We start from the raw sequence: 15,492 nt of genomic DNA on the forward strand, positions 1-15,492 counted from the left end.
GCCGCACTGGCATGACGCCAACCTCGCTTTTGCGGTTTGCCAGTCACGCGCTGCCGATACTGGCGGCCCCACCCGCCCCCGGAGAGGAGCGCCCCCGATGCCCGAGACGGTGCTACCGCTGACCGCCGCCCAGTCGGAGCTCTGGCAGCGCTGCGTGCGAGAGTCGGGCAACGCGGTGTACAACCTCGGCGGCGTCTACGACATCCACGGCCCGCTGGACGCCGGCCGGTGGACGGCCGCGGTGCGGACCGCGGTGCGGGAAGCCGAGACCCTGCGCGTGCGGTTCGTGCTCGAAGACGGTGAGACGCGGCAGGCCGTCGTGGCCGCCGAACCCGACGTGGCCCTGCTCGACCTGAGCCGCGACGCGGCCGAGGAGTGGATGCGGGCGGACCTCCGCAGGCCCTTCGACCTGACCGCGCCGATGCTGCCCCGGTTCGCGCTGATCCGGGTCGCCCCGGAGCACCACCTGGGCTACGTGTGCGTGCACCACGTCGTGTCCGACGGCTTCAGCCAGCTCCTGCTCTTCCGGCGAATCCTCGAGATCTACGACGCCGGACCGGACGCGGGGAAGGGCGCGCCGCCGCCCCTGCGGCTCCTGGTCGAGGACGACGTGGCCTACCACGCCGATCCCGCCCGGCACGGACGCGACCGGGCGATGTGGGCGAGCCGCTTCCCCCGGAAGCTGGAGCCGACGACGCTGTCGAGCCGTCCGTTCGTGCCCGCGGCCGACTTCGTCCGCGAGACCGCGCTGGTGCCCGGCGAGGTCGCGCGGAAGCTCCGGGAGGCCGCGTGGGAGGTCCGGGCGGCCCTGCCCGGGCTGCTGGTCGCCGCGACGGCGGCGTACGTGCAGCGGACGACCGGCACCCCCGACGTCCTGCTGAACCTGCTGACCACCGCCCGCACGGACGCACAGCTGCGGCCGATCCCCGGCATGGTGGCGAACGCGCTGCCGGTGCCGGTGCCGATCCGGCCGGGGATGCCCCGCGGCGAGCTCGTCGCGGCGGCGGCCGCGGAGATCAAGAAGACCGTGCGGCACCAGCGCTACCGCGGGCGGTGGGTGCGCGAACACCTGGGCCTGCCCGGTGATCCGCGCCCGTTCGGCCCGACCGTGAACATCCTGCGCGTCGGCCAGGAACGGCTTTCCGGCGGCTGCCGCGCGAGCGTGCACGACCTGTCCACCGGCCAGGTCGACGACATCGAATTCGTCGTCGGCGAAACACCCGAGGGCGGACTTCCCCTCACCGTCATCGCCAACCCCGCGCTGTACCGCCAGGACGAGGTGGCCGCGCACGCGGCGCGGTTCGCGGCGTTCCTCGCGGACTTCGCCCGGGAGGGAGCGCTGTGACCACCCACGGACTGCAGGACGTCCTCCCGCTGACGCCGTTGCAGGAAGGGCTGCTCTACCACGCCGCCTTGAGTGACAGCGGCACGGACGTCTACCACGTCCAGCTCGTCGTCGACCTCGAAGGCGACCTCGACGTGCCGGCGCTGCGCGCGGCCGGGCAGGCGCTGCTGGACCGGCACCCGGCCCTGCGTGCCTGCTTCCGCCGGCGCCGCTCCGGCGAACCGGTGCAGGTCGTCCCGGCCCGTGCCCGCCTGCCGTGGCGCGAGGTCGATCTCCGCGACCGCCCGGACGGCGAAGCGGACGCGATCGTCGACGCCGAGCGGGTCCGCCCGTTCGACGTCGAAAACCCGCCGCTGCTGCGGTTCCTGCTGATCCGGCTGGGTGGAAAGCGCTTTCGGCTCGTCTCGACCAACCACCACGTCCTCGCCGACGGCTGGTCGATGCCGCTGATCCTGCGTGACCTCTTCGCGCGCTATGCCGGGCACCCGGTGCCGCCGGCGCCGGACCACCGTGACTACCTGAAGTGGCTGCGCGGCCAGGACCGGGCCGCGGCCGAGCAGGCCTGGCGGGAAGCCCTCGACGGCCTCGCCGAGCCGACGCTCGTCGCCGCGCCCGGGCGGCTGCGCGAGCCGAAGCTGCCCACGGCACTGGTCGTCGACGTGCCGGAGCGGCTGACCGCGGACGTCACCGCCTGGGCGCGCGCCGAAGGGCTGACGCTCAACACCGTCCTGCAGGGCTGCTGGGCGATCGTGCTCGGCGGGCTCACCGGCCGCTCCGACGTCGTGTTCGGCGCGGTCACCGCGGGACGGCCGCCGGAGGTCGCGGGCATCGCGGACATGGTCGGGTTGTTCATCAACACGCTGCCCGTCCGCGTCCGGCTCGACCCGGCCGCCACCCTCGCCGGCACCCTGGGACGCCTGCAACGCGAGCAGTTCGGCCTCCTTCCGCACCAGCACCTCGCGCTCTGGGAGGTCCAGCGGCAGGCCGGGCTCGGCGAGCTGTTCGACGCGGCGTTCGTCTTCGAGAGCTACCCGCTCGCCGCGGAAGGCCTCGACGGCGAGATCGCCGGGCTGCGCGCGAGCGCCGCCGAAGCCCGGGATGCCACGCACTACGCGCTGAGCCTGACCGTCGTGCCGAACCAGCGCCTGCGCCTGCGGCTGGAGTACCGCGACGACGTCCTCGACGCCGGGACCGCCCGCCGCACCGCCGACCGGGTCCTCGACCTCCTGCGCACGCTGGTCGCCGAGCCGGACCGCCCCCTGGGCCGGGTTTCCGCGCTCACCGCGGCCGAGCTGGCCGGGGTGCTGGCCGACGGCCGCGGGCCGCGTCACGAGCCGGGCCTGCCGGTCGCGGACCTGGTCGAGGCGCAGGCGGCGCGCACCCCGGACGCCGTCGCCGTCGAACACGACGACGCCTCGCTGACCTACCGCGAGCTGAACGCGCGGGCCAACCGGCTGGCCCACCGGCTGATCGCCGCGGGCGCCGGGCCGGAGCAGGTGGTGGCCGTCGTGCTGCCGCGTTCGGCGGACCTGGTCGTCGCCGCGCTCGCGGTCGCCAAGTCCGGCGCGGCCTACTTCCCGCTCGATCCCGGGCACCCGGCCGAGCGCGTCGCCGGGCTGATCGCCGACACCGAACCGGTGGTCGTGCTGCGCGACACCGAAGCCGCGGGGTGGCCGGACACCGACCCCTCGCGCGACGTCCGGCCTGACCACCCCGCGTACGTGATCAGCACGTCCGGCTCGACCGGGCGCCCGAAGGGCGTCGTGGTGCCGGTGCGCGCGCTGGCCAACGCGATCGCCGACGTCGTCCGCGCCTGCGGGCACGCGCCGGGGGACCGGGTGCTGGCCGTCGCGGCGCCGACGTTCGACATCTCGCTCGAAGAGCTGTTCGCGCCGCTGACCGCCGGAGCCACGCTGGTCGTCGCCGACCACGACACCGTCCGCGACCCGGTCGCGCTGACCCGCCTGATCCGCGACGCCCGGATCACGCTGATGGACGCCGGGCCCGCGCTGTGGCACTACGTCCTGGAAGAGGACGCCGGCGCGCTCGCCGGGCTGCGCGCCATCGTCGGCGGCGAAGCGGTCGGTGCCGAGCTGGCGAACCGGCTGCGCGCGGCGACCCGCGGGGTCGTCAACTTCTACGGCCCCACCGAAACCACCATCAACGCGACCGGCTTCACGCTGCCGGAGCACGTCGAAGACGCGCCGCCGATCGGGCGGCCGGTCGCGAACACCGATGCCTACGTGCTCGACTCCGCGCTGCGGCCGGTGCCGCCCGGCGTCACCGGTGAGCTGTACCTCGCGGGCACCCAGGTCGCGCGGGGCTACCTGCGCCGCCCCGGGCTCACGGCGGAACGGTTCGTCGCCGACCCCTTCGGCCCGGCGGGGACGCGGATGTACCGCACCGGCGACCGCGTCCGCTGGACCGGCGGCGAGCTGGAGTTCCGTGGCCGCGCCGACGAGCAGGTCAAGATCCGCGGCTTCCGCATCGAGCCCGGCGAGATCGAAACCGTGCTCGCCGCCGGCGACGGCGTCACCGGCGTGGTCGTGCTCGCCCGGGACGACGACGGCGACCGCCGCCTGGTCGCCTACGTGACCGGCACCGCCGGCGCGGACGAGCTGCGCACGTGGGCGGCCGCCCGGCTGCCCGAGCACTGCGTCCCGTCGGCCTTCGTGGTCCTGGACGCGTTCCCGCTGACCCCCCACGGCAAGGTGGACCGCCGCGCCCTGCCCGCGCCGGACTTCTCCGGCGCGCGGGACCGCCGCGCGCGGACCTCCCTGGAGCAGATCCTCTGCGTGTTGTTCGCCGAAGTGCTCAAGGTGCCGTCGGTCGGTCCCGGCGACGACTTCTTCCACCTCGGCGGCCACTCGGTCCTCGCCACCCGGCTGGCCGGGCGGATCCGCACGGTCCTGGGCACCGACCTGGGAGTCCGGACGATCTTCGACGCCCCGACCGTCGCCGAGCTGGCGGACCGCCTCGCCGGCGAATCCGGGGCCCGCCCCGCGCTGACGGCGATGCCGCGGCCGGGCGGGGAACTGCCGCTGTCCTACGTCCAGGAACGCTTCTGGTTCATCGACGAGATCGCCGGGCGGGAAGGCTCACTGGAGATGCCGCCGCTGGCGATCCGGTTGCACGGCGAGCTCGACGTCGAGGCGTTCTCCGCCGCGCTCGGCGACGTCGTCGAGCGGCACGAGTCCCTGCGCACGCTGTACCCGGTCGCCGACGGCGAACCGCGGCAGCGGATCCTGGACGTCGCCCGGGCGCGCGAGCTGGCCCGCCTGGACGTCCGCGGGCCCGGGAAGATCACGTCGGTGAACCGGCGCTTCGACACCGCCACCGAGCTGCCGGTGCGGGCGGTGCTGTTCCGCGAAGCCGCCGACGAGCACCTGTTCGTCCTGATCCTGCACCAGATCGCCGTCGACGGCTGGTCGCTGGTCCCGCTGGCCCGCGACTTCGCCGACGCCTACAACGCCCGCGCCGCCGGGCACGCTCCCCCGTGGACACCGCTGAAGGTGCAGTACGCGGACTACACGTTGTGGCAGCACGCGATTCTCGGCGACGAGTCCGATCCGGACAGTGGCCTTTCGCGGCAGCTGGCGTACTGGAAGTCCACCTTGGATGGACTGCCCGAGGAACTGACGCTGCCCGTGGACCGGCCGCGCCCCGCGATGCCGTCCTACCGGGGGCTCGGCTTCGACTTCGAGATCGACGCGGCCGTCCACCGCACGCTCACCGACGTCTGCCGCCAGACCGGCACCACGGCGTTCATGGTCGTGCAGGCCGCGCTCGCGGTGCTGCTGGGCAAGCTCGGCGCGGGCACGGACATCCCGCTCGGCACCGCCGTGGCCGGGCGCACCGACGAGGCGCTGGACGACCTCATCGGCAACTTCGTCAACGTCCTCGTGCTGCGTACCGACCTCGGCGGCGACCCGACGTTCCGCGAGCTGCTGAACCGGGTCCGGCGCACCGACCTGGCCGCGTTCAGCCACCAGGACGTGCCGTTCCAGCGGGTCGTCGACGCGCTCAACCCGGTGCGTTCGGCCGCGCGGCACCCGCTGTTCCAGGTGATGCTCGAGTTCGAGAACCTCGACGAAGTGCGGTTCGAGTTCGACGGCCTGACCGCCGGGCTCGAGCACCAGGCCCTCGAAGCCATGGACTACGACCTCATGTTCATCATGCGGGAGCGGCACGATCGCGACGGCGCCCCCGCGGGCATCCGGGCCTTCCTGGAGGCCGCCGCCGACCTGTTCGACGCGGAAACCGGCCGGGCGATCGCCCGGCGGCTCGTCCGGCTGCTCGGTGCGCTGGTCGCGGCCCCCGACCGGCCGATCAGCGCGTTCTCGGTGCTGGACAACGCCGAGCGCGACCTGGTGCTGACTCGGTGGAACGAGACCGCGCGCGCCGAGGAGTTCGTGGACGTGCCCACACGGGTGCGGGAACGTGCGCGGACGACGCCGCGCGCCGAGGCGGTCGCCGACGACGACGGTGCGTGGTCCTACCGCGAGCTGTGGGCGTACGCCTCGGGCGTGGCCGCGGCGCTGCCCGCCGGGGGACCGGTGGTGGGGATCCTCGGCGACCCCGGCCGCGAGTTCGCCGGCGCGGTGCTCGGGGTCTGGGCCGCGGGCGGCGCGTACGTGCCGGTGGATCCGGCCGCGCCCGTCGAGCGGATCGCCGGGATGCTCGCCGACGCGGGCGCGTCCGTGCTGCTGGCCTCCGGGGGATCTCCTTCGCGCGCGGAGGAGATCGCCGCGGCCGTACCGGGTTTGCGGGTGATCGCCGACCGCGAGTCCACTGTGGACTTCACGCCGGTGCCGCGGCACCCCGGCGACGCCGCGTACGTGCTGTTCACCTCGGGCTCGACCGGGCGGCCCAAGGGCGTCGTCGTGTGCGACGGCGGCATGGTGAACCACCTGCTCGCCAAGATCGAGGACCTGGGCCTGACCGCGACCGACACCGTGCTGCAGAACGCCCCGCTGACGTTCGACATCTCGGTGTGGCAGAGCTTCGCCGCGCTGCTGGCCGGCGGCACCGTGCGCGTGGTGGGCGCCGGCCTGCGGTCCGACCCGCGGCGGCTGTTCGACGTCGTCGACGCGGACGGCGTGACCGTGGTCGAGGTGGTCCCGTCGCTGCTGCGCACCGCCCTCGACGAGTGGGATCCGCGCGTGGACCTGGCCGGCGTCCGCTGGCTGGTGGTGACCGGCGAGGCGTTCCCGCCCGACCTGCGCGACCGCTGGCTCGCCCGGTTCCCCGGCATCGGCCTGGTCAACGCCTACGGCCCCACCGAGTGCTCGGACGACGTCACGCACGCCTTCCTCGGCCCCGGTGACGTCGTCCCGATCGGGCGGCCGGTGCGCAACACCCGGCTCTACGTCCTGGGGCCCGAGCTGCGGCCCGTCCCGCCGGGCGTGGTCGGCGAGCTGTACGTCGGCGGCACGGGCGTCGCCCGCGGCTACGCCGGACGCGCCGGCGGCACCGCGGAACGGTTCCTCGCGAACCCGTTCGGGGCTCCCGGTTCCCGGATGTACCGCACGGGTGACCGGGTGCGCTGGAACCGCGGCGGCGAGCTGGAGTACTTCGGCCGCGCCGACGACCAGGTCAAGGTGCGCGGCGTGCGCATCGAGCTGGGCGAGGTCGAAGCCGCGCTGCACGCGCTCGACGGCGTCCGCGACGCCGCCGCGGCGGTCCGGCCCGACCCCGCCGGGCAGCCGTCCCTCGTCGGCTACGTCGTCCCGGCCGGCGACTTCGACGGCGCGGCGGCGCGCACGGCCTTGGCGGGCAAGCTGCCCGCCGCGCTCGTGCCCGCGGTCCTGGCCCCGTTGCCGGTGCTGCCGGTCGACGGGAACGGCAAGATCGCCCGGCGCGCGCTGCCCGAACCGGCGTGGCCGGTCGCCGTCCGGGCGGGCGGCGAACCGAAGACGCCCCGCGAGGAGATCCTTTGCGGACTCTTCGCGGACGTCCTGGGGCAGCCCGGGATCGGGACCGGTGACGGCTTCTTCGACCTCGGCGGGCACTCGCTGCTGGCCACCCGCCTGGTCGGCCGCGTCCGCGCGGTCTTCGGCGTCGAACTGCCCGTCTCGGCCGTGTTCGAGGCGCCGACCGTCGCCGGGCTCGCCCGGGCGATCGAGGCCGCGGCCGCCCCGGCCCGGCCGGCCCTGCGGACGGGGGAGCGGCCCGAGCGGATCCCGCTGTCGTTCGCGCAGCAGCGGCTGTGGTTCCTCGACCAGCTCGGCGACGGCGGTACGGCCTATCACATCCCCACCGTGGTGCGGCTGACCGGCGAGGTCGACGTCGCCGCCGTGCGGGCCGCGCTCGCGGACGTGGTCGTCCGCCACGAGAGCCTGCGCACGGTCTTCGAGGAGCACGACGGCTCTCCGTACCAGCGCGTCCTCGACCCGGAAGAAGCCTTGTCCCGCTTGCGCTTCGACGTCATCCGGGACGTCGCCGGGGAAAGCGCGGTCGGGGAGTTCGTAGACGAACGGTTCGACCTCGCCGCCGACCTGCCGCTGCGCGTCCGGCTGTTCGCCCCGGGCGGCGACGAGTACGTCCTGGCGCTGGTGCTGCACCACATCGCCGGGGACGCGTGGTCGTTCGGGCCGCTCACCGCCGACTTCACCACGGCCTACCGCGCCCGTACCGCGGGTTCGGCACCCGAGTGGCCGGACCTGCCCGTCCAGTACGCCGACTTCGCCCTCTGGCAACGGGAAAGCCTCGGCGACGAGTCCGATCCGGACAGTGCGGTCAGCGGCCAGCTCGCCTACTGGCGCCAAGCCCTCGACGGCGCGCCGGACGAGCTGGCGCTGCCGTTCGACCGCCCGCGCCCGCCCGCGTTGTCCCTGCGCGGCGACCGCGTCCCGTGGGAAGCCGACGCCGGCATCCACCGTGGCCTGGCCGAGCTGGCCCGGCGCACCGGGACGACGGTGTTCATGGCCGTGCAGGCCGCGCTGGCGGTGACCCTGGCGAAACTCGGCGCGGGCCCGGACATCCCGATCGGCACCGCGGTCGCCGGCCGCACCGACCGGGCTCTGGAAGACCTCGTCGGCTTCTTCGTCAACACCCTGGTCCTGCGCACCGACGTCTCGGGTGCGGTGTCGGTCGAGGAACTGCTGGCCCGCGTCCGCGAGACCGACCTGGCCGCGTTCGCCCACCAGGACGTGCCGTTCGAGCTGGTCGTCGACGCGCTCGGCCCGGCGCGTTCCCTGGCGCGGAACCCCCTGTTCCAGGTCATGCTCGTGGCCCGGAACGTGCCGGACGCGGGCGACGAGCCCGGCGGCTTGCACGCGGTGGTCGGCACGGTGGACACCGACACCGCGAAGTTCGACCTGCTCCTCGACTACGCCGAGCGGCACGACGGCGGCGCCCCGGCCGGGCTCGCCGGATCGCTGGAGTACAGCACCGACCTGTTCGACCGCGGCACCGCCGAGCGGATCACCGCCTGGCTGAGCCGGGTCCTGCGAGCCGCCGTCGCGGACCCGGCCCGTCCGATCGGTTCACTGGAGCTGACCGACGCCGCGGAACGCGAGCGGGTGGTGCGCGAGTGGAACGCCACCACGCACGCGACGCCGCCGGTGACGGTGCCCGAGCTGGTCCGCGCCCAGACCGTCGCGACGCCGGGGGCGGTCGCCGCGCTCGACGAAGACGAGCAGGTCACCTACCGGGAGCTGGAGATCCGGGTGGACCGGCTCGCGCACGCGCTGGCGAGCCGCGGCGCCGGGCCGGAACGCGTGGTGGCGATCGCGCTGCCGCGGTCGGTGGACCTGGTGGTCGCGCTGCTCGCGGTCCTGCGCACCGGCGCGGCCTTCCTGCCGATCGACCCGGACCACCCGGCCGAGCGCGTCGCCCACCTCCTCGGCGACGCCCGGCCCGTGTTCGTCCTCGACGACGTCGGCCTCGACGGCGAGGCGAGCTTCCCTGGCCCGGTCTCGGGCGACAGCGCGGCGTACCTCATGTACACCTCGGGGTCGACCGGCAAACCGAAGGGCGTCGTCGTCTCGCACGCGGCACTGGCCAACCGGCTGCTGTGGATGCGCGAGACGTTCGGGCGCCCGGGCCGGGTGCTGCAGAAGACCTCGTGCGGGTTCGACGTGGCGCTGTGGGAGTTCTTCTGGCCGCTGGTCTCCGGCGGGACGCTCGTCCTCGCCCGGCCCGACGGCCACCGCGACCCGGCCTACCTCGCCGACGCCATCCGGCGCCACGGCGTCACCGACGTCCACTTCGTCCCCTCGATGCTGCGGGATTTCCTGCCCGAAGCCGCCGGCCTCACCGGGCTGCGCCGCGTGTTCTGCAGCGGCGAGGCCCTCACCCCGGCCCTGCGCGACCGGCTCCACGCGACCCTGGACGCCGAACTGCACAACCTCTACGGCCCGACCGAAACCACGATCGAAGTCACCGCGTGGACCTCCCCGCCGGGACCGGCCACGACCGTCCCCATCGGACGTCCACTGTGGAACAGCCAGGTGTACGTACTCGACCGCTGGCTGCGGCCGGTCCCCCCGGGCGTGGCCGGCGAGCTGTACGTCGCGGGCACGCAGCTGGCCCGTGGGTACCAGGGCAAGCCGGGGCTGTCCGCCGAGCGGTTCGTCGCGAACCCGTTCGGGGCGCCCGGTGCCCGGATGTACCGCAGCGGCGACCGCGCCCGCTGGAACCACGACGGCGAGGTCGAGTACCTCGGCCGGGTCGACCACCAGGTCAAGGTGCGCGGCGTGCGCGTCGAGCCCGGCGAGATCGAGGCCGTGCTGCGGGGCCACGCCGGCGTCTCGGACGTGGTCGTGCTGCCGCGCCCGCTCGCCGCGGGCGACCACCAGCTCGTCGCGTACGTCGTCGGCGACGCCGATGCCGGCGCGCTGCGGGCCCGCGCGGCCGCGCAGCTGCCGCAGTACATGGTGCCCTCGGCCTTCGTCGCGCTCGAGGCGTTCCCGGTGACGGCCAGCGGGAAGCTGGACCGCGCCGCCCTGCCCGCGCCGGACGTGTCCGGCGGCGGCCGCGAGCCGCGTACCGAACGCGAACGGGCATTGTGCGCCCTCTTCGCGGAAGTTCTGGAAGTGCCGGCGGTCGGGGTGGACGACGACTTCTTCCACCTGGGCGGGCATTCGCTCACCGCGACCCGCCTGGTCAGCCGGATCCGCGCCGCACTGGACGTCGAGCTCGGCGTCCGGGCGCTGTTCGAACGGCCCACCGTCGCCGGGCTGGCCGAGCGCCTCGGCCATGCCGGGACTCGCGAAAGCGCTTTCGAACCGGTGCTCCCGCTGCGCACCGGCGGGGACCTGCCGCCGCTGTTCTGCGTGCACCCGATCGGCGCGCTGAGCTGGTCCTACCTCGGGCTGGTGCCGCACCTCGACCCGCGGCGGCCGGTCTACGGCCTCCAGGCCCGCGGCCTGGCCGGGGACGAGCCGCTGCCGGCGTCGCTGGAGGAGATGGCGGCGGACTACCTCGGCCGGATCCGCGAGATCCAGCCCGCCGGTCCCTACCACCTGCTGGGCTGGTCGTTCGGCGGGCTCGTCGCCCACCACATCGCGGTGCTGCTGCAGGAACAGGGCGACGAGGTCGCGCTCCTGGTCAGCCTGGACAGCCACCCGCTGGCACCCACCGGCGAACCGGTGGGAGAGCAGGAGATCCACGGGACCATCCTGGACGCGGTCGCCGGCTCCGGGCTCTCGCCGGACTTCGGCGAAGAGCAGTTGCGGCGGCTGGTGGCGGTGTGGCGCAACAACGACGAACTGGCACGGAAGTTCGTGCCGGGCCGCTGTTCCGGGCGGCTGCTGCACTTCGCCGCCGCGGACGCGCCGGACGACCCGGCCGAGGTCTGGGGACCGCACGTCGACGCCGTCGACGTCCACGCGGTCGACGCCGCGCACGCCGACCTGACCAGGCCCGGACCGCTGAAGCACATTGGCGAAATTCTCGACGCGGCACTGCTTGACTGTGCGCACGGTTTCCGAGAGGAGCAGCGATGAGCAACCCGTTCGACGACCCCGACGGCACCTTCCACGTGCTGGTCAACGACGAGAACCAGCACTCCCTGTGGCCCGCCTTCGCCGAGGTGCCCGCGGGCTGGACGGTGGTCCTGCGCGACGCGACCCGCGAAGCCGCGCTGGCCTACGTCGAAGAGAACTGGACCGACATGCGGCCGGCGAGCCTCGTCCGCGCCATGGGTGAATAGGAGTCCCGCCATGACCGAAGTGAAGGCCGATCTCTACGACGAGCTGCGCGAGCTGGTGTGCGACGTGCTCGAGCTCGAACCCGGCGAGATCACCGGCACGAGCTCGTTCGTCGACGACCTCGGCGTCGACTCGCTGTCGCTCATCGAGCTGGTTTCCCAGTGCGAGAAGCGCTACCGCATCCGGATCGCCGAGTCGCAGCTGAAGACGATGCTCACCCTCGACGGCGTCTACCGCGTCGTCACCGAGGCGGAAGCGATCTGATGAGCCGCCGGGTGGTGGTGACCGGGCTCGGCGTCGTGTCGAGCATCGGCATCGGCCGGGCCGCGTTCGCGGAGGCGTTGCGCGCGGGCCGCAGCGGCGCCCGGCCGATCAGCGTCTTCGACACCGAAGGGTTCGAGCACACGATGGGCTGCGAGGTCGCGGGGTTCGATCCGCGGCCCTGGATCCGCCGGCTCGACCCGGACGAGCTCGGCCGGGCGAGCCGGTTCGCCGTCGCGGCGTCCCGGATGGCCGTGGAGGACGGCGGGCTCACCGAAGACGAGCTGCGTGCCCGGCGCGGCATGATCTGCGTCGGCACCACCGACGGCGAGGCCCACGACCTGGACCGGCTGGCGGAGATCGAGCTCGCCCACGGCCCGGCGGCGATGGACCCGGTGCGGGCCCGCCGCTCGCCGGCCACCCGGCTGTCCGCGGCGATCGCACACGACCTCGCACTGTCCGATGTGGAAGCGCTCACGGTGGCGACCGCCTGCTCGGCCGGGAACTACGCCATCGGCACGGGGTTCGACGCCGTCCGCACGGGCGAAGCCGACTTCGCCTTGTGTGGCGGCGCGGATGCCATGTGCCGCAAGACGTTCGCCGGGTTCTACCGGCTCGGGACGGTGGCCCCGGACTGCTGCCGCCCGTTCGACTCCGGCCGCAAGGGCATCCTCACCGGCGAGGGGGCCGGGGTGATCGTGCTGGAGAGCGCGGAGTCCGCGCTGCGCCGCGGCGCCCCGATCTACGCGGAAGTGCTCGGGTACGCGATCAACTGCGACGCCCTGCACCCCGTCGCGCCCGACCGGGCGAGCATCAAGGAGTGCATCGAGCTGGCCCTGGCCGACGCCCGCGTCGACCCGGACGAGGTGGACCTGGTCTCGGCGCACGGCACCGGCACGCCCGCGAACGACGTCACCGAAACGGGGGCGATCCGGGACGTGTACGGGGAGAAGCCGCCGCCGACGGTGTCGTTCAAGTCGATGCTCGGCCACGCGATGGGCGCCGCGAGCGCGCTGGCCGCGATCGCGTGCGGGCTGGGCATCACCCACCGGTTCATCCCGCCGACCATCAACCACCGCGAGACCGACCCGGAGTGTGCCATCGACTGCGTGCCCAACCGGGCGGTCGAGGCCGAGCTGAAGGTCGTGCAGAACAACGGCCTGGCCTTCGGCGGCAACAACGCCGTCGTCGTCCTCGGCCGGTTCGACGAGGAGGTGGCCCGGTGAACCCGGTCATCACGGCGTGGACGGCGGTCTCGCCGTACGGCATCGACCGCGAGTCCTTCGTGGACGGTCTGCGCGCCGGCCGGGCGGCGGCCGTGTCCGACGGCGCGGTCCACCAGGCGGCGCTGGTCCCCGGCTTCGACGCCCGCGAGCTGCTGGGCCGGAAGGGCACCCGGTCGATGGACCGGCTCATCGGGCTCGCCGTGTGGGCGGCCGGCCGCCTGACCGCTGGACGGCCCGCCGAACGCGGCGACCGCTCAGGGCTCGTGCTCGGCACCATGGGCAGCCTGCAGAGCACCATGGACTTCACCCGCTCGTCTCTCGTCGAGGCCAAGCCGTACTTCGTCGATGCGGGCCGGATGCCGAACTCGATCATGAACTCGGCCGCCGGGCAGTGTGCGATCTGGCACAGCCTGACCGGGCCGAACGTGACGCTGGCCGGCGGCCGGGCGGCCGGTCTCTCGGCGCTGGCCTACGCCCTCCGCCTGCTGCGGGCCGGACGGGCCTCGAACGTGCTCGTCGGGGCGGTCGAGGAGTACTCCGACACGCGGTCCTGGATCGAGTCCCACAGCGGCGTCGACGGCGTGCTGGGCGAGGGCTGCGTGATGCTGCGCGTCGAGCCCGCGGCCGACCGCGCGCCACTGGCCGAGGTGCTCGCGGTGCGGTCGCGGGTCGCTCTGCCGGGTGACGTCGAGGGCGCGCTGTCGTCCTGTGTGGACGATGCGCTGGCCGCGGCGGGTCTGTCGGCGGACGACGTCACGACCGAGTCGTGGTCGGGCGTGCCGGACCGCGCCGACCCGGTGGCCGAGCTGATCGGCGACACCGGCGCGGCGACGGCGATGTTCCAGGTCGCCGGGGTGCTGACGACCGGCGAACCCGGCGACGTCGCCGTCGTCGGCTCGGCGGACCGTGACGGCGCGGTGGTCTGCGCGGTGCTGCGGCTGGGCGGCCCGGGATGAGCGGGGTGGCGCTGGTCAGCGGCGGCTCGCGCGGGATCGGCCGGGCCGTCGCGGTCCGCCTGGCCCGGGACGGTTTCGCCGTGAGCTTCTGCTACCGCTCCGATCAAGACGCCGCCCGCGAGGTCGAGAAGGAGCTGGCGGAGCTGGGTGTGCGGGTGCTGGCCGAGCGGGTCGACGTCGCCGACGCAGAAGCCGTCCGGGCCTGGGTCGCGCGCACCGAGCGGGAGCTCGGGCCGGTCACCGCCGCGGTGACGTCCGCGGGCATCACCCGGGACCGGCCGCTGGTGCGGATGCCGGACGAGGACTGGAAAGCCGTGCTGGAGACCAATTTGGACGGCGTCTACCACGTGTGCCGGTCGGTGGTCTTCGGGATGATGAAGCGCAAGGCGGGCACGGTGGTCGCGATCAGCTCGATCGCGGGGGTGCACGGCAATGCCGGGCAGACCAACTACAGCGCCTCGAAGGCCGGCACGATCGGGTTCGGCAAGGCCTTGGCCAAGGAGGTCGGGCGCTACGGCGTCCGCGTCAACGTCGTGGCGCCGGGGTTCATCGACACCGACATGGTCGCCGTCCTCGACGAGCGGACCCGCGAGCGCGCGCTGGCCGACGTCCCGCTGCGGCGGTTCGGCACGGCCGCCGAGGTCGCGGACCTGGTCGGGTTCCTGGTCTCCGAGCGGGCGGGGTACATCACCGGTTCGGTCCTGCACGTCGACGGCGGGCTCGTCCGGTGACGGGGGAGCCGCTCCGCTTTCGGCGGAACCCGGCTCCGCCCGGAACCGAATCGCCTTCATCGCCGGGACGTCCTCTGCCTAGCGTGGACGCGCGGGCTCCGCACCTCGGTGGAGCCACGGGCGACGGGACGGTGATCAGCATGAGCGAGGTGGCCCTGCGCCGGGGAAAGCGGCGCCCGGAGGCCGGGGAGCCGGGTGCCGGGATGGTCGAACTGGACCCCGGCCTGGTCGTGCGGCGGGTGAACGGCGCGTTCGCGGAGCTCTTCGGGACCACGCCGGACGACGTCATCGGCACGGCGTTCCCCGACTGGTTCCCGCCGGTGTTCCAGGAGACCGTGCGGCGCGAGCTGGGAGAGCTGGTGAGTGGCCGCGAAGATCGTTTCGACGCGCGGCTCACCGGGCCCGGCCCGTTCGCCGTCGACGTCACGGGTCGCACGATCACCGGCGGCGACGGCGAGCTGTGTGTGGTGCTGCTCGCCCACCCGGCCGGATCCGCGCCGCCGGTCCGGCTGGACGACCTCGACGCGCGCATCCTGGAAGGGCTGGCGGCGGGGGAGCCGACCGTCCGGATCGCGATGCGGCTGTACCTGAGCCGCCAGGCCGTCGACTACCGCATCGGCGCGATGCTGCGGAAGCTGGGCGCCCCCAGCCGGGCGGCGCTGGTGTCGAAGGCTTACACGTCGGGTGTGCTGTGCCCGTCGCAGTGGCCGCCGCGCGTGGCCGGTCACGCCCGGGAGGAATGACCTTTCCGCACCGTCGCGTCCCGGCTCGCGTGGATCGCGGGTACCGCGGCGGCCGCCCCGGAGAGTTGAATTCCGG

Annotated in this window: 8 protein-coding genes; all 8 read left to right on the forward strand. The window is 74.2% G+C overall.

The window, feature by feature from the left end:
* Positions 1 to 97 precede the first annotated feature (97 nt).
* The 8 genes from AB0G28_RS11050 (at position 98) to AB0G28_RS11085 (ending at position 15,416) form a co-directional block, all read left to right on the forward strand.
* Entirely contained in the window at positions 98 to 1,345 is a 1,248-nt protein-coding gene (locus AB0G28_RS11050; protein ID WP_361086193.1) for a condensation domain-containing protein, read from the forward strand.
* Positions 1,342 to 11,295: an amino acid adenylation domain-containing protein gene (locus tag AB0G28_RS11055; RefSeq protein ID WP_361086195.1), complete on the forward strand. Its 9,954-nt coding sequence runs from the start codon at positions 1,342 to 1,344 to the stop codon at positions 11,293 to 11,295. Before AB0G28_RS11050 ends, AB0G28_RS11055 begins: the two co-directional genes overlap by 4 nt.
* The gene (locus AB0G28_RS11060; RefSeq protein WP_361086197.1) at positions 11,292 to 11,501 is read left to right on the forward strand and encodes an MbtH family protein; all 210 of its coding nucleotides are present in this window, start codon (positions 11,292 to 11,294) and stop codon (positions 11,499 to 11,501) included. Before AB0G28_RS11055 ends, AB0G28_RS11060 begins: the two co-directional genes overlap by 4 nt.
* A 10-nt stretch (positions 11,502 to 11,511) precedes the next feature.
* On the forward strand, positions 11,512 to 11,763 hold the full coding sequence (locus AB0G28_RS11065) for an acyl carrier protein (protein WP_361086200.1): 252 nt from the start codon (positions 11,512 to 11,514) through the stop codon (positions 11,761 to 11,763).
* Positions 11,763 to 12,986: a beta-ketoacyl-[acyl-carrier-protein] synthase family protein gene (locus tag AB0G28_RS11070; protein ID WP_361086203.1), complete on the forward strand. Its 1,224-nt coding sequence runs from the start codon at positions 11,763 to 11,765 to the stop codon at positions 12,984 to 12,986. Before AB0G28_RS11065 ends, AB0G28_RS11070 begins: the two co-directional genes overlap by 1 nt.
* Positions 12,983 to 13,942: a beta-ketoacyl synthase N-terminal-like domain-containing protein gene (locus AB0G28_RS11075; RefSeq protein WP_361086206.1), complete on the forward strand. Its 960-nt coding sequence runs from the start codon at positions 12,983 to 12,985 to the stop codon at positions 13,940 to 13,942. Before AB0G28_RS11070 ends, AB0G28_RS11075 begins: the two co-directional genes overlap by 4 nt.
* Entirely contained in the window at positions 13,939 to 14,673 is a 735-nt protein-coding gene (gene fabG / locus AB0G28_RS11080; RefSeq protein WP_361086209.1) for a 3-oxoacyl-[acyl-carrier-protein] reductase, read from the forward strand. Before AB0G28_RS11075 ends, fabG begins: the two co-directional genes overlap by 4 nt.
* 140 nt (positions 14,674 to 14,813) lie before the next feature.
* A complete protein-coding gene (locus AB0G28_RS11085; protein ID WP_361086212.1) occupies positions 14,814 to 15,416 on the forward strand; it encodes a PAS domain-containing protein in 603 nt (200 codons plus the stop codon).
* Positions 15,417 to 15,492 lie beyond the last annotated feature (76 nt).

Origin of the sequence: Amycolatopsis sp. NPDC021455 (genome assembly GCF_040640995.1) — a bacterium.
In the GTDB taxonomy this organism is placed as follows: domain Bacteria; phylum Actinomycetota; class Actinomycetes; order Mycobacteriales; family Pseudonocardiaceae; genus Amycolatopsis.